Genomic DNA, 24,079 nt, shown 5'->3' on the forward strand with positions numbered 1-24,079 from the left:
GGGGAGGTTCCTGCGGTTGTGGCCTCGCTCCCGGGGAATGGGGGCTTTTCCGCGCGGCGGACGGCGACTTGTCAGCGGTCCTCGCCTCGATGCCGCTGCGGGTGTGGCGGCACGACACCGTCACGCCGTTGTCGCCGTACCCGAGTGCCCAGCTCGATCGGCCTGCCTGCCGAATACGGCGACTGCTTGGTCGGTTCTACCAAGTGGGAACCTCGTCGGTCTCGAGGAGCGTCTTGAGGCTGGAGATGATCTGCGGCCAGCCGGTGGTGATGGCGTTGAGCACCGCGCTGTCGGGGCCGGGGAAGCCGCCGTGGATCACCGTGAGCTTGACGGCCGTGCCGGCGGGCTCCAGTTCGAAGGTCACTGTGGACCGTGGCTCGGCCGCGAACCTGGCGCGATCCTCTTCGGCGATGCCGGACGCCTTGGCCCAGTCGGTGGTGAAGGTGTGCCAGGTGTAGGTCAGTCGCCGCGGCGGGTCGGACTCCAGGATCACCTGCTCGGGGTCGGCGATCCGGGCGCCGTCGGCGAGCCAGACCATGGTGGAGTCGGCGGCCCAGTCGGTCTCGAACTCCGTGCCCCAGTAGCGCTTCGTGAAGGCCGGGTCGGTCAGCGCCTGCCAGAGCTTCTCCGGCGTGGTGTTGATGTAGGTGGTGTAGACGAACTCCGACGTACTCATGCCTGATCGCTCCAATGTGGTCTTGAGGTCGGCCAGGGCCTGCGCGCGGCCGCGGTCGTAGCGGTTGATCCAGCGGTCGGCGATCGCGTTGACCGGGGCGGCGTTGAGGTAGTGCAGCTTCTCCCGCCCGCGGCGGACCGTGGTGACGAGCTCGGCGGCCTCGAGCACCGCGAGGTGCTTGCTCACCGACTGGCGCGCCATGTCGAGCCCGGCGCAGAGCTCGCGCAGGCTCTGGCCGTTGCGCGCGTTGAGCGAGTCGAGTAGTTGGCGGCGACTCGGGTCGGCCAACGCCTTGAAAACGAGGTCCACGGGGTCACGTCCTTACAGGCAACCTTATGGCTGCCTTTCGACCATAGGCAGCCGTGTGGCTGCCTGTCAACTGGGCTCGTTCTCGCCTTAGATGATCAAGTAAAAACTGTCGTACGTACGTTCTAATCTGCCTGCATGGATGTGGAGCTGGCCACCCCGGGTGGCGAAGGCGGTCCGTGGGGCGATGGGCCTCAGTGGCGTTCGGCGGCCGTGGGTTCCGGCCCGCGGTGCGGCGACCTGATGCGCGCCCTGGGCGCGGGTGTGCGGTGAGCTGAGATGACGATGCGGTCAGCGCAGGCGGGGCAGCAGCGCCGGCACCTCGCGCATGTGGTCGGCATAGCCGCCGCGGCGATCCAGCGACCGGCGGTCCATCAACGGAATGCTCGCGGCCTTGAAGAGCACGACCATGGCCACGGGCCCGAGCACAGTCCACCACCACGCGGGCGCGGCGGCCAGGCCGAACATCCAGAGCCCCCACCAGAACGCGATCTCACCGAGATAGTTCGGGTGGCGCGTCCGCCGCCACACCCCGGTCGCCAGGATGCGGCCGCGGTTCTCCGCCGCGGCCGCGAAGCGGTGCATCTGCCTGTCCGCCACGGCCTCCAGCGCGATCGCGCCCGCGGTCACCGCCGTGGCCACCACATCGAGCCAACCGAAAGGACGTGAGCCGGCGAGCGCGGGCCAGACCGGGAGCAGACCGAGAAACACGACGAGCGTGGGCATGAGCTGGATGCCGCCCAGGTTCACCAGCCACCACGGCACCCGGCCGCGCGTGGCCCGCAGGTGCTCGTAGCGCCAGTCGACGTGGTGCAGGCCCTTCCAGCCGTAGGCCCAGTTGCCGGTGAGCCGCACGGCCCAGACGGCGATCAGGGCGAGCACGACGGCCTGCCGCGCGCCGTCGCCGTTCGGGGCCTCGGCGACCCACCAGGCGGCGACGACGGGCGGGGCGACGCTCCAGTACGGGTCGTACAGGCTCGCGTTGTCGAGCACCATCGACATACCGAAGATCAAGATGGTCGCGACGATGTCGGCCACGAACACGATTAGCAACGGATGCCAGGAAGGAGGCGCCATAGCGACCACCACCCAAGCGGCGGCGAACGCGAGCAGATAGGCGCCCAGCACGACGACCATCGACCAGGCTCGCGACACCGATGGCCTACGCACGCGACCCTCCCGTCCGAGATCGCGATCATCGTAGGCGCCGCCACCGCCCAACACCATGCCCACACCACCTCTCGCAATCGAGGCGGCGACCGCCGTCGCATCGCGCCTCGCGGCGCCGGCTGGCTCGCGCTCGACGCTGCCACGCTGCGGCGAGGTGCTGCGTCACGGTGGGTGAGCGGCGCCGCGCCCCGCCGCGGCGGGCGCCGGGCGACGCGGCGCCGCGCTGCGCGGCGCTGCGCTGCGCTGCGCGACGCTGCGTCAAGGGCGTTGGGCGACGCTGCGTCAAGGGCGTTGGGCGACGCTGCGTCAAGGGCGCCAGGCGACGCTGGGCTGCGGTCCGGGCGACGCTGCGCTGCGCGACGCTGCGTCAAGGGTGCCGGGCGACGCTGCGTTCCTGGTGCTGCGGGCTGCTGGGTCGTGCCGGCCGTGCGGTGCGTGGCCGGCAGCGCTGGTTCGCTCCGCTGCGTTCCCGGCCTTCGCCAGCGCGGCGAGGCGGCGATGCGCGGGCGCGTGCCCCGGTTCCAGGCTGGGCATGCGTGAAAGTGGGGATGCGCACCCGAACGAAACTCGGGTCGCCAGAATCGTTGCGGTCCTGCACACTTCTGTCGTGGAAGGGAGACGTTCCGGGGTGCGCTCGGCTGTGGTGTTCAACCCGGCCAAGCTGGACGATCCCGACGATCTGCGGGTCGTGCTCGAGAAGGCTCTGGCCAAGGCCGGCTGGCCCGCGCCGGAGTGGCACGAGACCACCCGCGAGGATCCGGGGCGCGGGCAGAGTCGCGCGGCGGTCGATGCCGGCGCCGATGTCGTGTTCGCGTGCGGCGGTGACGGCACCATCATGGCCTGCGCGTCGGGGCTGGTCGGGACCGAGGCGGCGCTCGCCGTGCTGCCCAGCGGCACCGGCAACCTGCTCGCCGCCAACCTGGGCCTCTCCGGTGACCTCGCCGCCGGGATCGCCGTGGCGATCGAGGGTGGGCGGCGGCGGCTCGACCTCGGGCTGCTCAAGGGCGGCGACGAGAAGCGCTACTTCACCGTGATGGCCGGCATGGGGTTCGACGCCCAGATGCTGGGGTCGACCTCCGAGACGACGAAGGCGCGGATCGGCTGGCCGGCGTACATCGTGGGTGGGTTGAAGCATCTGCGTGACGGACCGATGCGGATCTCGGTGCGGATCGACGACCGGCCACCGATGCGGCGGCGGGCGCGGTCCGTGCTCATCGCCAACGTGGGCCGGCTGCAGGGCGGCGTGCGGCTGTTCAAGGAGGCCGAGCCCGACGACGGTTGGCTCGACATCGCGATCCTCACCCCGCGCACCGTCGGGCACTGGGCCGCGCTCGGCTGGGCGGTGCTGCGGCGCCGGGGCCGGGTGCCGCGGATGGAGACCTACCGCGGCCACCGCATCCAGGTCAGCAGCAACCGGCCGCAGCCGCGCGAGCTCGACGGGGATGTGATCGAGGCCGGCCGCACGCTCCAGGTCGAGGTGCAGCCGCGGGCGATCTGGCTGTGCGTACCCCGACCGGAAGACTCCGACGACCTGACCTACGACGTCGACGCGGCGTCCGAGCGGGGCGAGCGGCTGGTGCAGCAATGAGCTCCACCCGCATCGTGCCGGAGACGCGGCTGATGACCGCCGAGCAGCTCACCGCCGACGACGCCTGGCACACGCTCAAGCGCCACGGCGGTTGGCATCTGCTGCGCGACGCGTTCGTGCGGCTGCGCTACGGCGACGGCTTCAGCCACGCCCGGGCGTTCGCGTTCCAGCTCTGCCTGGCCGTCGTACCCTTCCTGATCGCCCTCACCGGTCTGACCACCGACCTGGGTGTCGAGGCCGGCGGCCGGGTGGTCGCCGACACCGTGATCGCGCTGACCCCGGGTGCCAGCGTCGACGTCGTGCGCGACCTGCTGGTCGACGACGAGCGCACCGAGGACGCCGGCGAGCTGGCGCTTGCCCTGGGTCTCCTGACCGGCCTGGTGGCGCTGACCATGGCGATGTCGCAGGTCGAGCGCGGGGCCAACCGGATCTACGGTGTCGAGCGCGACCGGCCGGCGTTCTTCAAATACGTCCGGGCCGCGGTGCTCGCGGTGACCGCCGGCCTGCCGATGCTGCTCGGCTTCCTCATCCTCGTCGCCGGCGGGCCGATCGGGGCCTCCCTCCAACAGCATTACGGCTGGGGTGGCTGGGTGCACGACGTCTTCGACGTGGTCCGCTGGCCGCTGTCGATCGCCCTGACCGTTTTCGCCGTGGCGGTGCTGTTCCGGCACACCCCGCGCCGGCGCCAACCCGGACTGTCGTGGCTGCTGTTCGGCGCCGGCATCGCGACCGTGCTGTGGGTCGGCGCGAGCGTCCTGCTCGCCATCTACGTCGCGGTCGCCGAGAGCTTCAACCAGACCTACGGCGCGCTCACCGGGATCATGGCGCTGCTCATCTGGGCCAACCTGACCGGCGTGGCGTTCTTCTTCGGCCTCGCGTTCGCCGCGCAGCTCGAAGGCATGCGGGTCGGCGCGCCCGAGCCCGCCGAGCCTGACATGTGGAAGCCGATCGAGCAGCGCGTCGACGAGGGTGTGCCCGAGACGACTTCCGGGTAACAGATCCGCCCATGACGGTCGGTACGGACACCGGGGCCCAGCCGGACGCGAAGGAACGCGGCGGCATCCTGCAGCGCCCCCTCGAACACTTCACCGCGCGCAGCCTCGGGGGCCTCGTCGCGGTCGTCGTCGCCGGGATCGCGTTCGGCGTGCTGCTCGCCCTGGTCCGGTTCAAGTTCGGCCCGTTGTACGACCTCGACCACGGCGTCGCCGACTCCGTCAACGGCTACGTCTCCGACCACGAGGGCCTGCTCAACGTCATCCGGTTCGTCACCGACCTCGGCGGGCCGCTCAAGGTCTGGGCGGTCGTCCTCGGCGTGGCGGTCCTGCTGATCCGCCGCCGCATCCGCCTCGCGGTCTACCTGGTGATCGCCGGCCTCGGCGCCCTCGTCCTCGACCCGACGATCAAGCTGCTGGTCGGCCGGCTGCGCCCGGTGGTCGACGTCCCGGTCGCCCACGCGCCCGGCAACAGCTTCCCCAGCGGCCACGCGCTCGGCTCGTTCGTCGTCTACGGCTCGCTGCTGCTGGTCTTCCTGCCGGCCGTGCCGAGGCGCTGGCGCCCCGCCGTCATCGCCGCGGTCGGCACCCTGGTCGCCCTGATCGGGGTCAGCCGGATCGCGCTCGGCGTGCACTTCGTCTCCGACGTGCTGGCCGGCTGGCTGCTCGGCGCGGCCTGGCTCGGCATCACGTTGTACGCGTTCCGCCTCTGGCGCCGCGAGGACGGCCGCCCCGAGCCGGCGCTCACCGAGGGCCTCGAGCCGGAAGCCGCGCAGGACCTCAAGCCGGCGCCGACCGAGCGCGCGGTGCTGCACCACCCGTGGGTCGGGCTGGCCGAGGTGCTGGTCGGCTGGGTGCTCGTACTCGGCGCGCTCTTCGGTTTCGGCATGTGGGCCAGCTACCACGCCGACGGCACGGTGATCGCGGCCCTCGACGACGCGGTGCCGCGCTGGTTCGCCGAGCACCGCACCCCGATGCTGGACGGTTGGAGCCACTGGGCCAGCAAGGCGGGTGACACCCACACGATCCTCGCCGTGTCGCTCGTGTTCTGCACGCTGGTTCTGGCACGCTGGCGGCAATGGCGGCCGATCCTGTTCCTCACGCTCGTGATGATCGGCGAGCTGACGCTCTTCCTCTCCTCGGCCGCCGCGGTCAACCGCCCGCGCCCCGACGTGCCGCACCTCGACCAGAACCTGCCGACGGCGGCGTTCCCGAGCGGCCACATCGCCGCGACGCTGTGCCTGTGGACGACGATCGCACTGATCGTCATGGCCCGCACCGACAGCTGGTGGCGCTGGCTCTCGATCGTCGCCGCCGTCGTCATGCCGGTCATCGTCACCACGTCGCGCTTTTACCGCGGCATGCACCACCCGAGCGACCTGATGGGCGCACTCATGCTGACTGCCCTTTGGGTCGGCCTGCTCTTCGTCGTGCTGCGCCCCAACGCGGAGGCGGTGAAGGCAGATGCGGGTGATGACCTACAACATCAAGACCGGGGGGTACGACGGTTCGCGCGGCGCTCGGCTTGACGACATCGCTGAGGTCATCGCCTCCGCCCGACCCGACATCGTAGCCCTCCAGGAGCTCCGCGGCGAATCCGGCCCCTGGCTGGCCGAGCGCCTCGGCATGCGGATGGTCCGCGCCCGCTCGTTCTGGGGCCAACCGGTGGCGATCCTGACCGATCCAGAGTGGACGGTGCTGTCGGCCGGCAGCGTCGCCCGCCCGTTCCACCACGCGGCGGCCCGCGCCGAGGTGGCCACCCTCGGCGGCCCGCTCACGGTGATCTCCGCACACCTCAACCCGCACTGGGGCTGGCGCCGCCTCGCCGAAGCCCGCTGGCTGGTCAACGCGGTCGGCCGGGCGCGCCTGGCGCTGGTGATGGGCGACCTCAACACCCTCGACCCGTGGACCGACCACCAGGAGCGGCTACGCGCCCTGCCGCCGCCCTACCGGGTCCGCCACCTCCGCCGCCGCCCCTTCGGCCGCCCCCCGTCCGACCGCGACGTGGGCGCGCTCGCCCGCGTCGACACCCGCGCCATCGCGGCCCTCGACGCCGCCGGCCTGATCGACGTGTTCCGCACCGTCGGCGAGGGCCCGGCCGAGACGGCACCGACGGCGCTCGGGGGAGCGGAGTTCTCCGGCATGCGCCTGGACTACATGTTCGCCACCCAAGGGCTCCGCGACCACCTCCGCTCCTGCCGCGTCCTGCGCACGCCGGCCGCCGACCGCGCCAGCGACCACTACGCGCTGCTCGCTGAGATCGACATCTGACGGGCGATTCACTGCCTGCCTGCGACTTCATGGCTCGTTCGTCGCGCTGCCCGACGATGCCGCGGATAGTGCCGCAGCGCCCGGCCGTCGTGCGCCTCAGCGCATTCTGTCGACCGCGTCGGCGAGGGCCGAGACGGACGCCACCGATGCCAGGTCCGCCTTGTAGTGGTCGTCGTTCCGCGCCGGTTGCTCGGCCAACGGAGTGTCGATCGCGTCCCGGGAGGTCGCGGTCCACAGCCCTCGGGAGTTGACGACCCGGTAGAGACCCGCCTCGGCCCCGCCCTTGTGTCGCAGAAAGACCACCATCTCACCCTGGGGCAGCGACGCGGAGACCTCTTTGACGGCGTCGTCGGGGCCCGCGCCCTGTTGAGCGCTGATCATGAACTCGACGGGAACGGGGGACGGGATGCGTCCGCCGGCGAGCTGGCGTGACACCGAAAGGTTCACGGCGAGATAGTGGACACTGTCGCCAGCCTCCGCGCTCACGGTCCGCATCTTCCCGACTCCGCTGAATCGGCCGAGAACGGTCGCGTCGGCGCTCATCACCATGCTGCCCATGGGCGCGTACGGCTCCACCTCGTCCCCGGTGATCCGGAACGTCTCCCAGAACCGTTCCGAAGCGTCACCGGAGTTGCTCAGCGCGCCCGCCGAGTCATCGGACGCGCACCCCACCGCACCAACGAACAAGGTGACGGTAAGCAGCGCGGTCAATGACGCCGCCCGAATCCGTTTGGCGAGTGACATCTGATTCATCGGATCCCCATCGAGTGTCGCCCTCGCTGGCCTCGCACGCGTTCCAGTGTCACAGAACCAGGGCGAGGCCACACTGACGATGAGGCAGGCTCGCCTCGCGTGGGGAACGCACGATCCGAAACCAGCTGGTGCGCCGGGCGCCGGCGGGTGCAGGATCTGGCGGTGGACGAGGTCGCGGCGCGGTTCGGGCTCGGGACGGTTGCGGACAACCCGGTCCGGGTCACCGGGGGACTGTCCAATGAGGTGTGGCGGGTCGTGACCGACACGGGAGCGTTCGCGGTCAAGCGGATGGTGCTCAACGCCGACCGGCCCGACTTCGTCGGCAACGTCGAGGCGTCCTACGCCGTCGAACGACGGGCCTGGCAGGCCGGCGTAAGAATGCCGGAGCCCGTCCCGGATCCGGACACCGGCCGAGCCCTCGCCACCGTCGACGGCAGCCTCTTCCGCGTGCACCGCTGGCTCGACGGCCAACCCCGAGCCGGCACCGCCACGGACGCCGCCGACCTGCTCGCCACCATCCACGCCGCCGGCGCACCCCGCCGTGCCCACGGCATGCTCGTCGTCGACAGCCACCGCGACCTCGACCGCAAGAACGCCCTCCTGCGCGCCGACGGCACCCTCGCCGCCCTCGACTGGGACGCCGCCGGCCCGATCGGCGCCGTCCACGAGGCCGCGGCCCTCGCGCTCGACTGGTCCGCCAACGACCCCGGAACGTTCGCGACCGCCATTGACCGCTACCAGGACCGCAGCGGCCTCACCGTCCCCGCCGAGCCGTGGATCTTCGACGGTTGGATCGCCGCCCAACGTGGCTGGCTTGATCACCACCGAGGGGAGAACGGCGACCCGGAGCAGGTCCGGCTGACCCTCGCCCACCTGCAGGGACTCGACGACAACCGCGACGACCTGCTCGCCGCCATAGGCGCCTGACGTCCCGACCCGAGCATTGACAGCCCTGAAACCCGATGGCAACATGGGAGCGCTTCCAGCCATAGTCATCAATGGAGGGGACGGCTCGTGACCCGTCATGCCCGCGGCCCGGCCGCCCTCGTCATCACCGCGCTGCTCGTGGCCGCGGCGCCCGCGGCACCGGCCCACGCGGCCCCGGTCGAGCACATCGCCAACGGCACCTTCGACGCCGGCACCTCGCCCTGGTGGTCGACCGCCAACACCACCCTGGCCGTACGCGACGGCCGCCTCTGCGTCGACGTTCCCGGCGGCACCGCCAACCCCTGGGACGTCGCCATCGGCCACAACGGCATCCCGCTCGCCGACGGCGCCGCCTACACCCTCGCCTTCACGGCGGACGCCACAGTGGACACCACCGTGGCGGCCAACGTCCAACTCAACGCCGCCCCCTACACCACGGTGTTCTCCACGAGCGTCACCGCCGACGGCACACCGCGGACCCACACGTTCACCAGCGACCTGACCGCCACCGACGGCACGTTCACCCTCCAGCTCGGCGGCAAGGCCGACCCCTACACGTTCTGCCTCGACGACGTCAGCCTCACCAGCGACGGCGAGCTCGACCCCGAGCAGATCGAGAACGGCGACTTCGGCGACGGCCAGGCCGGCTGGTACTCCTACGGAACCACGAGCACCGCGGTCGAGGACGGCCGGCTCTGCTCCGTCGTGCCCGGCGGCCTGGCCAACCCGTGGGACGGCGGGGTCGGCCAGAACGACGTCCGCCTCACCGCCGGCGCCGCCTACACGCTGAGCTTCGACGCCCAGGCCGACCCGGCCGCCACCGTACGCGTCGCGGTGCAGCTCGGCGCCGACCCGTACACCGGCTACTTCAGTCGCGACCTCGCGCTGACCCCGGCCGGCGACCACTACGAGTTCACCTTCACCGCCCCCGACGACACCCCGGCGGGCCAGGTCGCGTTCCAGGTCGGCGGCAACGCGGCCGGCTACCGCTTCTGCCTCGACAACGTCTCCCTGCGCGGCGGCGAGGCCGAGCCGCCCTACGTGCCCGACACCGGCCCGCGCGTCCGGGTCAACCAGGTCGGCTACCTCCCCGACGGCCCGAAGCGCGCCACCCTCGTCACCGACGCCACCGCCGCCGTGCCGTGGCAGCTCAGGAACAGCGCCGGCGCCACGGTGGCCAGCGGCTCGACCACCCCGCGCGGCACCGACGCGGCATCCGGCCAGAACGTGCACACCATCGACTTCACCGGGTACGCCGCCGAGGCGCGCGACCTCACCCTGACCGCCGACGGGGAGACCAGCCACCCGTTCGACGTCACGAAGACCCTCTACGACCAGCTGCGCTCCGACTCTCTGCAGTTCTTCTACATCCAGCGCAGCGGCATCGCGATCGACGGCGACCTGGTCGGCGAGGAGTACGCCCGCCCCGCCGGCCACTTGGGACAAAGCCCGAACCAGGGCGACACCGACGTCCCGTGCCAGCCCGGGGTCTGCGACTACCGGCTCGACGCCCGGGGCGGCTGGTACGACGCCGGCGACCACGGCAAGTACGTGGTCAACGGCGGCATCGCCACGGCCCAGCTGCTGAGCACCTACGAGCGCACGAAGACCGCTCCCACCGGCCGTTTCGGCGAGAAGCTGGCCGACGGCACGCTCCGCGTCCCCGAGCGCGGCAACGCCGTCCCGGACGTCCTCGACGAGGCGCGCTGGGAGCTGGAGTGGCTGTTGCGAATGCAGGTCCCCGCCGGCAAGCCGCTGGCCGGCATGGCCCACCACAAGCTGCACGACCAGAACTGGACCGGCCTGCCGCTGCAGCCGCAGGACGACCCGCAGCCCCGCGAGCTGCACCCGCCGTCGACCGCCGCCACGCTCAACCTGGCCGCCGCCGCGGCGCAGGGCGCCCGGCTCTGGGCGCCCTACGACCCGGCCTTCGCGGCCCGCGCCCTCACCGCGGCCAAGACGGCGTACGCCGCCGCCAAGGCGCACCCCGCCGTCTACGCGAGCCCGACCGACGGCAACGGCGGCGGCGCCTACAGCGACAACGACGTGACCGACGAGTTCTACTGGGCCGCCGCCGAGCTCTACCTCACCACCGGCGCGGCGACCTACCAGGCCGACGTCACGGCCAGCCCGCACCACACCGGCGACGTGTTCGCCGCGACCGGCTTCTCGTGGGGCAGCACCGCGGCGCTCGGCCGGCTCGACCTCGCCACGGTCCCCAATGGACTGCCGGCCGCCGAGAAGAACCGCATCCGGCAGTCCGTGCTGACCGCGGCCGACGCCTACCTCGCCACGGCCGCCGGCCAGGCCTACGGTCTGCCGATGCCGGGCTCGCCCAACGCGTACTTCTGGGGCGCCAACAGCAACATCATCAACAACGGCGTGGTGCTGGCCACCGCGTACGACCTGAGCGGCCAGGCCAAGTACCGCGCCGGCGCCATCGAGGCGATGGACTACATCCTCGGGCGCAACGCGCTCAACCAGTCCTATGTGACCGGCTGGGGCGAGAACGCGTCCGAAAACCAGCACAGCCGCATCTTCGCCAACCAGCTCGACTCCGCGCTGCCGCACCCACCGGCCGGCTCGATCGCCGGTGGCGCCAACGCGAGCCTCGACGACCCGTTCGCCAAGCAGTTGCTCGACGGTTGCCGGCCGATGTTCTGCTACGTCGACGACATCAACTCGTACGCCACGAACGAGGTCGCCGTCAACTGGAACTCGGCGCTGGCCTGGCTCGCGTCGTTCCTCGCCGACCAGGGCGCCGGCCCGGCCCCGACGGCCGTGTCCTGCCGCGTCGTCTACACCAACTTCGGCGCGTGGCAGGGCAACACCGGCTTCACCGGCCAGCTCGACATCACCAACACCGGCCGCACTCCGATCGACGGCTGGACCGCCCGGTTCGCGTTCACCGGCGACCAGAAGCTGCGCGACGCGTGGCTGGCGCAGGCGAGCCAGGCCGGTGCGGTGCTGACGGCCCGCAACGAGGCGCACAACGCCCGCATCCAACCGGGGGCCACCGCGATGTTCGGCTTCAACGCCACCCAGTCGTCCTCCTACGCCAATCCCGCGCCGAGCCTGGTGACCGTCAACGGAAGCCGGTGCTCGTCATGAGGACGCCAGCGGTCGTGACGGCGACCGCGCTCCTCGGCGCGAGCCTCGCCGCCGCGGTGGGCACCGCCACCGCGGCGGCGGGGTGCCGGGTCGACTACACGGTGCCCAACCAGTGGCAGGGCGGATTCGGCGCGAGCGTGACCGTGACCAACCTCGGCGACCCGATCAACGGCTGGACGCTCACCTGGGCCTACACCGCGGGCCAGACCGTCACCCAGGCCTGGAACGCCACCGTGACCCAGTCAGGGACCGCGGTCACCGCCCGCGACGCGGGCTACAACGCGGCCCTGCCGACCAACGGGACGGCCACGTTCGGCTTCAACGGCGCCTGGACGAGCAGCAACCCGGCCCCGGCGACCTTCACGCTCAACGGCACGGCCTGCACCGGCGGCACCGCGCCGGAAACGCCAGCGCCGACCCCGACCGACCCGCCGACCAACCCGCCGGCACCGGGCGCCAAGCAGGTCGAGGACCTCGACCGCGGCGCCATCTCCGTCCGCTCCGGCACCGGCAACCTCGTCTCCTGGCGCCTGCTGGGCACGGAGGCCACCAACACCGGCTTCCACGTCTACCGCGGCACCACCCGGGTGACCACCACCCCGATCACCACGACCACGAACTACCTCGACGCCGGGGCCCCGACCGACGCCGCCTACACGATCCGCGCGGTCGTCAACGGCGTCGAACAGCCCGCGAGCCCACCGGCCCTGCGGTTCGTCAACGGCTACCTCGACGTGCCGATCCAGCGCCCGGCCGGCGGCACCACCCCGACCGGCGAGGCCTACACCTACAGCGCCAACGACGCGAGCGTCGGCGACCTGGACGGCGACGGCGACTACGAGATCGTGCTCAAGTGGGACCCGAGCAACGCCAAGGACAACTCGCAGGCGGGCTACACCGGCCCCGTTCATGTCGACGCCTACCGGCTCGACGGCACCCGGCTGTGGCGGATCGACCTCGGCCGCAACATCCGCGCCGGCGCCCACTACACCCAGTTCCAGGTCTACGACTACGACGGCGACGGCGCCGCCGAGGTGGCCATGAAGACCGCCGACGGCAGCCGCTCGGGCACCGGTCAGGTGATCGGCAACGCGGGCGCCGACCACCGCAACAGCAGCGGCTACGTGCTGGCGGGCCCGGAGTTCCTCACGATGTTCGACGGCCGCACCGGCGCCGTCCGGTCCACCGTGGACTATCAGCCACCGCGCGGCACGGTGTCGAGCTGGGGCGACAACTACGGCAACCGGGTGGACCGCTTCCTCGCCGGCACCGCGTACCTCGACGGCGCACGGCCGTCGCTGATCGTCTCCCGCGGCTACTACACCCGCACGGTCATCGTCGCCTACGACTTCCGCGGCGGCGCCCTCCAGCGCCGCTGGACGTTCGACTCCAACACGGCGGGCAGCGCGTACGCCGGGCAGGGCAACCACAGCCTCACCATCGGCGACGTCGACGCCGACGGCCGCGACGAGGTGGTCTTCGGCGCGATGACGGTCGACGACAACGGCTCTCCACTGTGGAACACCCGGCACGGCCACGGCGACGCCGCCCACCTCGGTGACCTCGACCCGGGCCGCCCCGGTCTCGAATACTTCAAGGTCTCCGAGGACGCCAGCAAGCCCGGCTCGTGGTTCGCCGACGCCCGCACCGGCCAGGTGCTCTGGTCGACCGCGCCGGCCGGTGACAACGGCCGGGGCGTCGCCGCCGACGTGCACGCCGGCAGCCCGGGCGCGGAGTCGTGGTCCTCCGCCGTCGACGGCCTGCGCTCGACCACCGGTGCGAATGTCGGCCGCAAGCCGTCGTCGGCCAACTTCGTCATCTGGTGGGACGGCGACCCCGTGCGGGAACTGCTCGACCAGACCCGGATCGACAAGTACGGCACGGGCGGCGACACGCGCCTGCTCACAGGATCCGGGGTGGCCGGCAACAACGGCACCAAGGCCACCCCGGCCCTGTCCGGCGACATCCTCGGCGACTGGCGCGAGGAGGTGATCTGGCGGACCACCGAGAGCACGGCGCTGCGGATCTACGCGACGCCGAGCCCGACGGACCGGAGGATCCACACGCTGGCCCACGACCCGCAGTACCGGGTCGCCCTCGCGTGGCAGAACACCGCCTACAACCAGCCGCCGCACCCGAGCTTCTTCATCGGCGCGGGCATGGCCCAACCACCGCGCCCCAACGTCTACGTGAGCTGACTGACCAGCTCGAACGAGCGGATCCGGTCCTCGACGTCGTACACCATGGTGGTCAGCATCAGCTCGTCCGCCCTGGTCGCCTCGAGCAGGGCCGACAGCTGCCCGGAGACCGTCGACAGCGAGCCGACCGCCTGCCCGACCTGGCGGTCGGCCATGAACACCCGTTCCACCTCGGTGTAGGGGTGGGCGGCGGCCTCCTCCGGCGTGGCCAGCGGCTGCGGCCGGCCCTGGCGCAGCCGCAGGAACGACAGCCCGGCCGGCCCGGTCAGGAACTGCGCCCGCTCGTCGGTCTCCGCGGCGACCACGGACACCGCGACCATGGCGTACGGCGCGTCCAGCCACCGTGACGGCCGGAACCGGTCGCGGTAGAGGGCCAGGGCCGGCAGCGTGTTCTGGGCGCTGAAGTGGTGCGCGAACGCGAACGGCAGCCCGAGCAGCCCGGCCAGCTGGGCGCTGTAGCCGCTCGAGCCCAGCAGCCACACCTCGGGCGACTCGCCGGCGCCCGGTGACGCCACGATCTGCCCGGGGTCATCGCCGGTGAAGAAGTTGATCAGGTCGGCCAGCTCCTGCGGGAACTGCTCCGCCGACAGGCCCTCGACGGTCCGCCGCAGCGCCAGGGCGGTGGCCTGGTCGGTGCCCGGAGCGCGGCCGATGCCCAGGTCGATCCGGCCCGGATGCAGGGCCGACAGGGTGCCGAACTGCTCGGCGACCACCAGCGGCGCGTGGTTGGGCAGCATCACGCCGCCCGAGCCGACCCGGATCGTCGAGGTGTTGGCGGCCAGGTGCGCGAGCAGCACGGCCGGGGCCGAGGAGGCGATGGCGGGCATGTTGTGGTGCTCGGCCACCCAGAAGCGGCGGAAGCCGAGCTCCTCGGTGCGCTTGGCGAGCGCGGTGGTGTGGGCCAGCGCCTCACCGGGCGAGCCGTTGGCGGCGACGGGGGCGACATCGAGGACGGAGAGCGGAACGTCGATCACGAACCAGACTCAACGCCGCCGGGCGGGAATACCTTCCCGTTACAGCCGTCGGAGAGCCGGAATCAGGTCACTCTCGGCCCAGTCGAGGAAATCCCGCTGGCTCTCGTCGCCGATCTGGAGGACCGAGACGCTGGTGAACCCGGCGTCGACGTACTTCTTGACCGCTTCGACGTGCGCGTCGAGGTCCGGACCGCAGACGATGCCCTGGGCGACGTCCTCCTCCCGCACGAACCGTGACGCCTGGGCGAACGCGTCGGGGTTCGGCAGGTTGGAGTTGACCTTCCAGCCGAGGCCGAACCACGGGAACTGCTCGTGGGCGATCTTCCGGCAGGCCGCCTCGTCGGTGCCCCAGCAGATCGGCACCTGGCCGTAGCGGGGCTTGCCGGCGCCGCCCGCCTCGTCGAACATCCGCAGCAGCTTGGCCACCGGCTCGGTCGCGATCGCGCCGTCGCCGTACTCGCCGGCCAGTCCCGCCGACTCCGGCCCGGAGAGCGCCACCGCGATCGGCACCCGGCGGTCCGAGCGGTCCCAGACGTACGCCTCGGGCACCTCGAAGTACTCGCCGGAGTAGGTGAGCTTCTCGCCGTCGAGCAGCGGCCGGATGATCTCCAGCGCCTCGGCCAGCATCGCGTGCCGCTCGCGCACGTGCGGCCACGGCCCGACCACGTGCTCGTTGAGGTTCTCGCCGGCGCCGACGCCGAGCACGAACCGGCCGTCGGCCAGCAGCTGCATGGTCGCCGCCTTCTGCGCCACCACGGTCGGGTGGTAGCGGCGCGTGGGACAGGTGATGTAGGTCATCAGCTCGACCCGGGAGGTCGCGTGGGCCACGGCGCCCAGCACCGACCAGGCGTACGGCGCGTGCCCCTGCGCGTCCAGCCACGGGTAGTAGTGGTCGGAGATGGTGATCTGGTCGAAGCCGACCTCCTCCGCCCGGATCGCGTAGTCGACCAGTTCCTTCGGCCCGGACTGCTCGCACAACAGGGAGTAGCCGACGGCGACCATGGTTTCCCTCCTCGAAACATCACCTTTCGCCCCGCATACCCCGCTCGCCGGGGGCCAACCGCCCTCGGCCCGGCCGATGTGACGACCGTCAACTTAACCGGTTGACCTGTCCCGGTCGGCGGCCCTAATGTGGAGCGACGCCCCAGGGAGCCGGGCGGCAGCTGACGGGCCAGCTGCCGACCCCTTGTCACGTCTCCCTTGTGAAGGCAGGAAATGCGATCCCGACTCCTCGCCGTCCTCACGGCGCTGTTCGCCGCCGCCCTCGCGGCCACGTTCGTCCTGACCATCGGTTCGCCGGCGCGCGCGGCCGCCGGCTTCACGGTCGCCAACGGCCGGCTCTACGACGCCAACGGCACCGAGTTCGTCATGCGCGGCATCAGCCACGCGCACACCTGGTACCAGACCCAGACCCGCGCCTTCGCCGACATCAAGGCGACCGGCGCCAACACCGTGCGGGTCGTGCTCAGCGGCGGCCGCTGGCCGGCCAACGGCGCGGCCGACGTGGCCAACGTGGTCAACCTGTGCAGGCAGAACCGCCTGATCTGCGTGCTGGAGAACCACGACACCACGGGGTACGGCGAGCAGAGCGGCGCCGTGCCGCTGGCCACCGCCGTCGACTACTGGATCGGCCTGCGCGACGTGCTGGCCGGCCAGGAGCGCTACGTCATCATCAACATCGGCAACGAGCCGGTCGGCAACAACGCCGTCAGTCCGACCTGGACCCAGGCGACGACCACGGCGATCCAGCGGATGCGCCAGGCCGGCTTCGACCACACGCTGATGGTCGACGCGCCCAACTGGGGCCAGGACTGGCGGTTCGAGATGCGCGACAACGCGGCCGCCGTGTTCGCCGCCGACCCTGACCGCAACACGGTGTTCAGCATCCACATGTACGGCGTCTTCGACACCGCCGCCGAGATCACCGACTATCTCGGCCGGTTCCGCACGGCCGGGCTGCCCATCGTCGTCGGGGAGTTCGGCCACAACCACTCCGACGGCAACCCCGACGAGGACACGATCATGTCGTACGCCCAGGCCAACCGGATCGGCTACATCGGCTGGTCGTGGAGCGGCAACGGCGGCGGCGTCGAATACCTCGACATGGTCACCAACTTCGACCCCGCGCGGCCGACGAGCTGGGGTCAGCGGATCGTCGACGGGGTCAACGGGATCCGGTCGACCTCGCGCGAGGCGACCGTGTTCGGCGGCGGCCCGACCGGCAGCCCCACCGCGACGCCGACCACCGGGCCGACCCAGACCCCGACCGCGCAGCCGACCACGCCGCCGCCGGCCCGTGGCTGCACGGCCGCGTACCGCGTGATCGGTCAGTGGCCGGGCGGTTTCCAGGCCGAGGTCACCGTCACCGCCGGCAGCGCCGGCACGAGCGGGTGGACCGTCGGCTGGAGCTGGGCCAACGGCCAGCGGATCAACCAGTCCTGGAACGCCACACTGTCCACCTCGGGCACCGCGGTCACCGCGCGCAACGTGACCTACAACGGCACGCTGGGCGCCGGCGCCAGCGCCACGTTCGGCTTCCTCGGGTCGTGGACGGGCAGCAACACCACGCCGACGCTCACCTGCACCGCGAGCTGAGCCGGCCGGCGGCGCCGGGGTCGCTCAGTCGACCTCGGCGCTGCCGCTGACGCGGAGCTTGCGCCGCGCGCGCTCCGAGAACGTGGTGTGGCCGAGCCGGATGACCCGCGCCGCGGCCGGCACGGCGTTGACGTCGATCCGGTCGCCCGGGCCGACATAGGTCGCCACGCCGCCATCGACCTCGACCGCGAGCCGCCCGCTGCGCTCCAGCACGTCCAGCGTCACGGTCTCGTCGACCGAGAGCATCAGAGCCCGGTTGTACGACGAGTGCGGCGAGGACGGCACCACCAGCATGCCCTCGAGCCGGGGCGACACGATGGGGCCGCCGGCCGAGAACGCGTACGCCGTCGACCCGGTCGGCGTCGCCACGATCACCGCGTCGGCGGCGTAGCGGACGAACGGGACGCCCAGGATGCGCACCCCGACGGCCGCGGAGCCGTCGCCGGGCACGCGTACGAGCGCGATGTCGTTGAAGGCCGTGACCTCTTTGTCGTTGGGCAGCCGCGAGCGGATGGCCAGGCGCTCCTCCAGCGAGAACTGCCGGTTGTCGATCGCGGAGAGCGCCCACGGCAGCTCGTCGACGTCGATCTCGGGCAGGTAGCCGAGCTTGCCCAGGTTGACGCCCAGCACCGGCGACTTGGTGCCGGCCGCGAGCCGCATGCTGCGCAGCATCGTCCCGTCGCCGCCGAGGCTGACCAGCAGGTTGGCCTTGGTCGCGAGGGTCTCCGCGTCGACCGGTATCGCGCTGCAGTCGATCCGCGCGATGTCGTCGGCCAGCCCCAGGACGGACGCGCCGTGGCCGTTGGCCCACTGGAGGATGGTCTCGATGGCCGTGGCCGAGTCGCGCTGCGGATGCAGCACGATCCCGACGGTATGCACCATTCCCACAGCGCAACTGTAGTGCGTAGACGACGGAGCGCCCGGTCTCGACGACCGGGCGCTCCAGTGCGACGGTCAGCGGTTGGCGGCCGCGACCTCGTAGAGCTTCTCCGGGCTGACCGCGCCCGCGAACACCCGGCCGTCGTCGGTGAGCAGGCCGGTGACCAGGCGGCTGGTGAACAGCCGGCCGCTGCCCCAGGCGCCGCTGACCTTGGGGAGCTGGCCGAGCAGCCCGCTGATCTCCGGCGCCTCCGCGTCGTTGGCCTTGTTGTCGAGCTTGCCCATGACGACGCTGGTCCAGCCCTCGCCGATGATCTTCGGGCCGGCGCCGGCCGGCCGCTCGGCGAGCTCCTTCTCGAACTCCTTCTTGGCGGCTTCGCCCTCCTTGCGGGCGGCCTCGCCGTCGACCTTGTCGCCGGCCTCGGTGACCTTGGTGCCGGCCGGCGGGTTGAAGACGAACTGGCCGTCGTCGGGGCGGTCGAAGCTGACCATGGTGAAGGCGACCTCGAACGCCGGCTTGTCGGAGGCGCTCGGGTAGACGCGGAACCGCAGCGGCACGTGCTCTGTGGCGTCGATCGCGATCGATACCTGGCCGACCAGTGACTCGTGGTCGCGCGGGGTCAGGTTCAGCTCGTACGCGTCACGCCCGGCGATCTTAGTCGATCGGCCGACGCTGACCTGGGTGCTGGGCTCGATCGCCTTGAGCGCCAGGTCGGCGGCCTCCTGCGGGGAGGCGGGCACGCCCGCCGGCGGCGCCCCGTGGTCGCCGTCGGCGTCGATCTTGGTGTGGGTGGCGGTCTTGGTGCGGCTGCTCCAGAGCCAGGCGTCCGTGCCGTTGCGAATCACGTCGGTCTGGGCGGTGCCGCCCACCAGCGAGACGCGGGCCTTGTCGGGGCCGGCGTACCAGACCCGCAGGGTGTGCTGGCCGTCGACCAGCGAGGCCAGGTTGTCGTCGCCCAGCATGCCGGCCATGCTCACGATCGGCGGCAGGCCGAGGTCGGCGCGCTGCACGACGGTGCCGGAGAGGCCGTCGAGCCGCGCGGTCTGCAGGTCGACGAGGAGTTGGGCGGCGGACCGCTCGGGGAGGGTCGGGTCGGCCGCGCCGGCGACGGTCGCCACCGCGGCGCCGCCACCGATCACGGCGGCCGCTGCGGTCGCGGGGACCAGCCAGCGCATCACCGGTCGCTTGGACAAAACAGACATGGGTGGTTACCTCCTGCGAAACATGATGGCGGGTGCCGGCTGTGACGCGGCTGAGAGGGCTGGGAACCCATGGCCCTGGGATGGCACGCTTTGCTGGTGCGGTTGCTGGTGGTCGAAGACGAGGAGCGGCTGGCCTCGGCGCTGCGGCGTGGGCTGCAGGCCGAGGGGTTCGTCGTCGACCTCGCGGCCGACGGCCCGACGGGGCTGGAGCTGGCCCGGCACGGCGAATATGACGCCATGATCCTCGACGTGATGCTGCCCGGCCTGTCCGGTTACCGGGTGGTCCGCGCGCTGCGGGCCGAGGACCGCTGGCTGCCGGTGCTCATGCTCTCGGCCAAGGACGGCGAATACGACCAGGCCGACGGGCTCGACTGCGGGGCCGACGACTACCTGACCAAACCCTTCTCGTACGTCGTGCTGCTGGCGCGCCTGCGGGCCCTGCTGCGGCGCGGGGCGCCGGCCCGGCCGACCGTGCTGGAGGCCGGCGACCTGCGCCTCGACCCGGCCCAGCGCACGGTGACCCGCGACGGCGACCCGGTCGGGCTGACCGCCCGCGAGTTCGCGCTGCTCGAATATTTGATGCGCCGCAGCGGCGAGGTCGTGTCCAAGACCGAGCTGCTCGACCACGTCTGGGACGCCAGCCTCGAGACCGCGCCGAACGCCGTCGAGGTCTACGTGGGCTACCTGCGCCGCAAGATCGGCCGCGACCGGCTCGAGACCGTCCGCGGCGCCGGCTACCGGCTGGCGTCGTGAACCCCCGCGGGCTGTGGCAGCGGCTGAGCCTGCGGGCCCGGCTGATGCTGCTCGGCGTCTCCGGCCTGGTGGCCGGCCTGCTGGTCGGCGGGGTCCTGCTCGTGACGGTGCTCGGCGGCACCCTGCACCGGGGCGCGGAGGACGCCGCCAACCGGACGGCGACCGAGTTCGCCGGCCTGATCGCCAACGACTCGCTGCCCGACCCGCTGCCGGTCTCCGGCGACGACGTGCGGGCCCAGGTGATCGACGACCAGGGCCGGGTCGTCGCCGCGTCGCTCGGGGCCGACCGGCTCGTGCCGTTCCTCTATCCCGACGAGCGGCCGGCGCCCGGGAGCGACCGGACCAGCAGCGTCTACATCGCCGGGGAGCGGATCGGCGTCACCGGGCCCGTGCAGGTCGTCGCGGTGCCCGCCGGCACGGCCGCGCAGCCGCGGACCGTGCTGGTCGCCAAGTCGCTCGGCGACCTCGTGCGCGCCGTCGACCTGCTCAAGCACTCGCTGCTGATCGCGTACCCCCTGCTGGTGCTGCTCCTCGCGGCCATCGCGTGGCGGGTGATCGGCGCGACCCTGCGGCCGGTCGAGGCGCTGCGGGCCGGCGCGCAGCGGATCACCGACGGCAGCCGGGCCGACCGGCTGCCGCTGCCGGCGAGCCGCGACGAGATCCACCGGCTGGCGGTGACCCTCAACGGCATGCTGGCCCGTCTGGAAGGCTCTCGCGCGCGGCAACGGGCATTCGTGGCCGACGCCGCCCACGAGCTGCGGTCGCCGCTGGCCAACCTGCGCACCCAGCTCGAGGTCGCGCAGCGGATCGGGGATCCGCCGGACACCGACGAGCTGCTCGCCGACGTGCGCCGCCTCGGCCGCCTCGTCGACGACCTGCTCCTGCTGGCCCGCTCCGACGACCTGGCCGGTCGGCCGGACCCGGTGACCGGGCCGGTCGACGTCGGCGGGCTGCTGGCCACGGTGGCGGCGCGCTACCCGGGCACGGTCACGCTGCGGCCGGTCGACGGCACACCGTGGACGGTCGGCGACGAGGCGGCGCTCGACCGGGTGGTGGCCAACCTGCTCGACAACGCCGTGCGGCACGCCCGCGGCCGGGTCGAGCTGGCCGGCGGCGTGACCGGCGACCGGGTGGAGATCACGGTGACCGACGACGGGCCGGGCATCCCCGCGGCCGACCGCGACCGGGTCTTCGACCGGTTCACCCGCCTCGACGACGCGCGGGCCCGGGACGCGGGCGGCGCCGGGCTCGGGCTGTCGATCGTGCGGGAGCTGGTCGCCCGGCACGGCGGCACCGTCACCCTGGCGGACGCCGGGCCCGGACTGCGGGTCACGGTGCGGCTGCCGGCGGCGGAGCCGGACCCGGTCGAGCCCGACGTCGACTCCGACAGCGCCGCGCCGGCTCAGGCGCGGTCGGTGCAGACCGGCTTCGCCCGGCCGACCACGCCGGCCGGATAGACGACGCCGACCACGAAGCAGTAGTCGTCGCCGGCGGCGAGCCCGTAGACGACGTAGTTGTCGCTGCCGGCGGGCAGCTCCTCGATCGGTCGTGGCTGCTGGCCGGTGGGTCCGGCCGAGACCACCACCGGACCGCTCGCGCCGGCCGGGTAGCGCCAGCGGAGAGTGATCTGGTCGGCCCCGTCGACCAGGGAGACGCTCGCGGGCGGCGTGCCGGGCCGGGCCACCGCGGGCGCTGTGGTCGCCGGCGGCCGGTTCGTGGGTGCCGCGGTCGGCCCGGCTGTCGGGCGCGCCGTCGGCTGGGTGATCGGGACGTCGCCCTGGTCGTCGATCAGGGCGAAGCCGGCGATCACCGCCGCGGCGCCGAGCACGACCACCAGGAGGCCGGCGAGCACGAGAGGGAGCACGCGGCGGGTGCGGCGCGGCGGGGGCAACGGCTCGACCGCCCGGCGTTCCGGAAGGCGGGCGGCGCGCCGCTCCGCGTCGTCGCCGGCTTCCAGCGCCCGCGGGTAGGCCGGGGCGCCCGCCGCCCATGGTCCGGCTCCGAGGGCGGATCGGGTCTCGTCGGCGGCTTCGGCCGGTTCGCCGGCGCCGACCGGTCCGCCGGGGTTGGCCGGTCCGCCCGCATTGGCCGGTCCGCGCGCGGTGTCCGGTCCGCCGGCTCCGGCGACGCGGGCTACCCCGGCCGTTCCGGCTGCGCCGGTCCCGCCCGCCGCTCCGGCTGCGCGGGTCCCGCCGGCCGCTCCCGGCAGCGACGCCGCGCCCGGGTCCGGGCCCCACGCGTCGCGCTCCCAGTCGTCATCCGGGGCGGGCGCGGCCCACCGCTCGTCGTCGCTCCCGGTCCGGTGGCTCGACCAGACCTCTTCGCCGGCGTCCCAGCTGCCGTCGGCGCCGTCCCAGGTCTCGCTGGTCGTGCGGTCCCAGGTGGCGTCCTGGCGGGCCCAGATCTCGTCGCCGGCCGGCGCGGCGTCGTCGCGGCGCTGGGCCCAGGCCGACCGGTCCTCGTCGGTCGCGTGGTGGGCCCAGCCCGCGGCGGGACCGGCCGCCTCCGGCCACACCGGGCGCTCCTGCGCCGCCCGCTGGAGCGGCGGCGACCAGGGCTCCGCGTCGGCCGGGTAGGTCTCGGTGGCGTACGCGTCGCGCAGGTCCGCGCCGGCCGCGAAGCGGTCCGGGACGGCGTCGTCCGCGGCGTGCCGGGGCCCGCCCGGCGCCCCGTCCTCCTCGAGCGCGGCGCCGCTGTCGAAGCCGTCACGAAGGGTGGGCGTGACGGGCTGCGGCGCCAGCGGAGGCGGGGCGACCGGCACGGGCGCGACCGGCGGGGGCGTCATGGGCCGGGGGGCCACCGGCGGGGTGTGCTCCGGCACGGGGGTGAACGGCCGGACGTAGCCGGCCCCGGCGGGCGAGATCGGCGAGCGCGGCGGCGGGGGACCGGAGTCGGTGGCCACCCGCTCGCTGTCGTCGACCGCGCACACGTGGTCGGGGTTGGGTGCGGCCCGAGATAGCGCGGCCACCTGGGCGATGAGCGGGTGCTCCGGGGGCAGGTGGGTGCGGCACAGCTCCTGGGCGAGCGCGAGGTGGGCACGGGCGTCGTCGGCCCGGCCGCAGTCGCGCTCCATCGCCCCCAGCTTGGCGAGCATCCGGATGCCGGCCGGGTGGCCGTCGCCGTAGACCTCGCGATGGAGCTCCCAGGCGTCCTCGAGCCGGGTGCGGGCGGTCGCGCAGTCGCCCCGGGCGTATTCGACGGTGGCCAGGTCGGCGTGCGCGGCCAGGACCCGGGCCGACTCGGGGCCCTCGACGGCGGACAGCTCGAGGATCACGTCGTGGTAGAGCCGGGCGGCCCGCTCGTGCGCCCCGACCCGGTGCAACACCGCGGCGAGGGTGGTGGCGGTGTCGGTGGTGCGCGGGTCGTGGGCGCCGTAGAGCCGGGTGGTCGCCGAGTAGGCATAGGAGGCCCAGCCGCGCGCGTCGTGCGCCTCGCCGAGCGCCAGCAGCACCTTGGCCTGCAGCGCGGCGGCCAGCGCGAGGTCGTCGGTGGCGGTGGCCGGGGACGGGTCGGCCTTGGCCAGGGCGTCGGCGAGCAGCTCTTCGGCGCCGGCCAGGTCACCGGCGTGGATCCGGTCCTGCGCGCGCGCCGTGAGGTCACCGAGGCCGATGGACATCGCCTCATCGTGCTTGTTTGGCGACGTTGGGTACAAGAGCCAGTTGGCGGAGATATTGACCGGACGC

17 protein-coding genes and 1 pseudogene are annotated in these 24,079 nt (G+C 72.8%); 10 read left to right on the plus strand and 8 right to left on the minus strand.

What is annotated here, in order from left to right:
• Positions 1–196: 196 nt before the first annotated feature.
• Positions 197–985 carry a metalloregulator ArsR/SmtB family transcription factor gene (locus O7635_RS19300; RefSeq protein WP_278081839.1) on the minus strand — a complete coding sequence of 263 codons (789 nt, stop codon included), beginning with the start codon at positions 983–985 and terminating at the stop codon, positions 197–199.
• A gap of 288 nt (positions 986–1,273) precedes the next feature.
• Entirely contained in the window at positions 1,274–2,152 is an 879-nt protein-coding gene (locus O7635_RS19305) for a DUF1295 domain-containing protein (RefSeq protein ID WP_278081840.1), read from the minus strand.
• Between the two features lie 607 nt (positions 2,153–2,759).
• Between O7635_RS19305 and O7635_RS19310 the strand changes: the two genes are divergently transcribed.
• From O7635_RS19310 to O7635_RS19325, 4 genes are read left to right on the plus strand one after another with little or no spacing between them, the layout of a single operon-like run.
• A complete protein-coding gene (locus O7635_RS19310) occupies positions 2,760–3,740 on the plus strand; it encodes a diacylglycerol kinase family protein (RefSeq protein ID WP_278081841.1) in 981 nt (326 codons plus the stop codon).
• Complete coding sequence (locus tag O7635_RS19315; protein ID WP_278081842.1) at positions 3,737–4,735, plus strand: YihY/virulence factor BrkB family protein; 999 nt, start codon at positions 3,737–3,739, stop codon at positions 4,733–4,735. The genes O7635_RS19310 and O7635_RS19315 overlap by 4 nt, the downstream gene beginning before the upstream one ends.
• 11 nt (positions 4,736–4,746) lie before the next feature.
• Entirely contained in the window at positions 4,747–6,261 is a 1,515-nt protein-coding gene (locus tag O7635_RS19320) for a phosphatase PAP2 family protein (protein WP_278081843.1), read from the plus strand.
• Entirely contained in the window at positions 6,206–7,003 is a 798-nt protein-coding gene (locus O7635_RS19325; protein ID WP_278081844.1) for an endonuclease/exonuclease/phosphatase family protein, read from the plus strand. Before O7635_RS19320 ends, O7635_RS19325 begins: the two co-directional genes overlap by 56 nt.
• A 96-nt stretch (positions 7,004–7,099) precedes the next feature.
• Here the strand turns inward: O7635_RS19325 and O7635_RS19330 are convergent, their stop codons facing one another.
• A complete protein-coding gene (locus tag O7635_RS19330) occupies positions 7,100–7,747 on the minus strand; it encodes a hypothetical protein (RefSeq protein WP_278081845.1) in 648 nt (215 codons plus the stop codon).
• A 171-nt stretch (positions 7,748–7,918) separates the two neighbouring features.
• On the opposite strand from O7635_RS19330, the gene O7635_RS19335 reads away from it, so the two are divergent.
• From O7635_RS19335 to O7635_RS19345, 3 genes are all read left to right on the plus strand, one after another.
• On the plus strand, positions 7,919–8,683 hold the full coding sequence (locus tag O7635_RS19335) for a phosphotransferase (protein ID WP_278081846.1): 765 nt from the start codon (positions 7,919–7,921) through the stop codon (positions 8,681–8,683).
• Between the two features lie 87 nt (positions 8,684–8,770).
• Positions 8,771–11,794, plus strand: coding sequence for a glycoside hydrolase family 9 protein (locus tag O7635_RS19340; RefSeq protein ID WP_278081847.1), 3,024 nt, complete (start codon positions 8,771–8,773; stop codon positions 11,792–11,794).
• Entirely contained in the window at positions 11,791–13,992 is a 2,202-nt protein-coding gene (locus tag O7635_RS19345) for a cellulose binding domain-containing protein (protein ID WP_278081848.1), read from the plus strand. Before O7635_RS19340 ends, O7635_RS19345 begins: the two co-directional genes overlap by 4 nt.
• Here O7635_RS19345 and O7635_RS19350 read toward each other — a convergent pair.
• Both O7635_RS19350 and O7635_RS19355 read right to left on the minus strand, forming a co-directional pair.
• The gene (locus O7635_RS19350; protein ID WP_278081849.1) at positions 13,980–14,966 is read right to left on the minus strand and encodes an LLM class flavin-dependent oxidoreductase; all 987 of its coding nucleotides are present in this window, start codon (positions 14,964–14,966) and stop codon (positions 13,980–13,982) included. The two genes, O7635_RS19345 and O7635_RS19350, sit on opposite strands and share 13 nt — an antisense overlap.
• Positions 14,967–15,005: 39 nt before the next feature.
• The gene (locus O7635_RS19355) at positions 15,006–15,968 is read right to left on the minus strand and encodes a TIGR03557 family F420-dependent LLM class oxidoreductase (RefSeq protein WP_278081850.1); all 963 of its coding nucleotides are present in this window, start codon (positions 15,966–15,968) and stop codon (positions 15,006–15,008) included.
• A gap of 213 nt (positions 15,969–16,181) precedes the next feature.
• On the opposite strand from O7635_RS19355, the gene O7635_RS19360 reads away from it, so the two are divergent.
• Complete coding sequence (locus O7635_RS19360; protein WP_278081851.1) at positions 16,182–17,561, plus strand: cellulase family glycosylhydrolase; 1,380 nt, start codon at positions 16,182–16,184, stop codon at positions 17,559–17,561.
• A 24-nt stretch (positions 17,562–17,585) separates the two neighbouring features.
• Here the strand turns inward: O7635_RS19360 and O7635_RS19365 are convergent, their stop codons facing one another.
• Both O7635_RS19365 and O7635_RS19370 read right to left on the minus strand, forming a co-directional pair.
• On the minus strand, positions 17,586–18,443 hold the full coding sequence (locus O7635_RS19365) for an NAD(+)/NADH kinase (RefSeq protein WP_278085527.1): 858 nt from the start codon (positions 18,441–18,443) through the stop codon (positions 17,586–17,588).
• Between the two features lie 72 nt (positions 18,444–18,515).
• On the minus strand, positions 18,516–19,643 hold the full coding sequence (locus tag O7635_RS19370) for a hypothetical protein (RefSeq protein ID WP_278081852.1): 1,128 nt from the start codon (positions 19,641–19,643) through the stop codon (positions 18,516–18,518).
• Between the two features lie 96 nt (positions 19,644–19,739).
• On the opposite strand from O7635_RS19370, the gene O7635_RS19375 reads away from it, so the two are divergent.
• Together O7635_RS19375 and O7635_RS19380 are read left to right on the plus strand one after the other, a co-directional pair.
• A complete protein-coding gene (locus O7635_RS19375; RefSeq protein ID WP_278081853.1) occupies positions 19,740–20,396 on the plus strand; it encodes a response regulator transcription factor in 657 nt (218 codons plus the stop codon).
• Positions 20,397–20,440: 44 nt separating this feature from the next.
• On the plus strand, positions 20,441–21,853 hold the full coding sequence (locus O7635_RS19380; protein WP_278085528.1) for an ATP-binding protein: 1,413 nt from the start codon (positions 20,441–20,443) through the stop codon (positions 21,851–21,853).
• 1,463 nt (positions 21,854–23,316) lie between these two features.
• Here the strand turns inward: O7635_RS19380 and O7635_RS19385 are convergent.
• Positions 23,317–24,012: pseudogene (locus O7635_RS19385) on the minus strand (tetratricopeptide repeat protein); the annotation flags it as partial.
• Positions 24,013–24,079: the final 67 nt, after the last annotated feature.

This window comes from Asanoa sp. WMMD1127 (genome assembly GCF_029626225.1).
Lineage (GTDB): Bacteria > Actinomycetota > Actinomycetes > Mycobacteriales > Micromonosporaceae > Asanoa.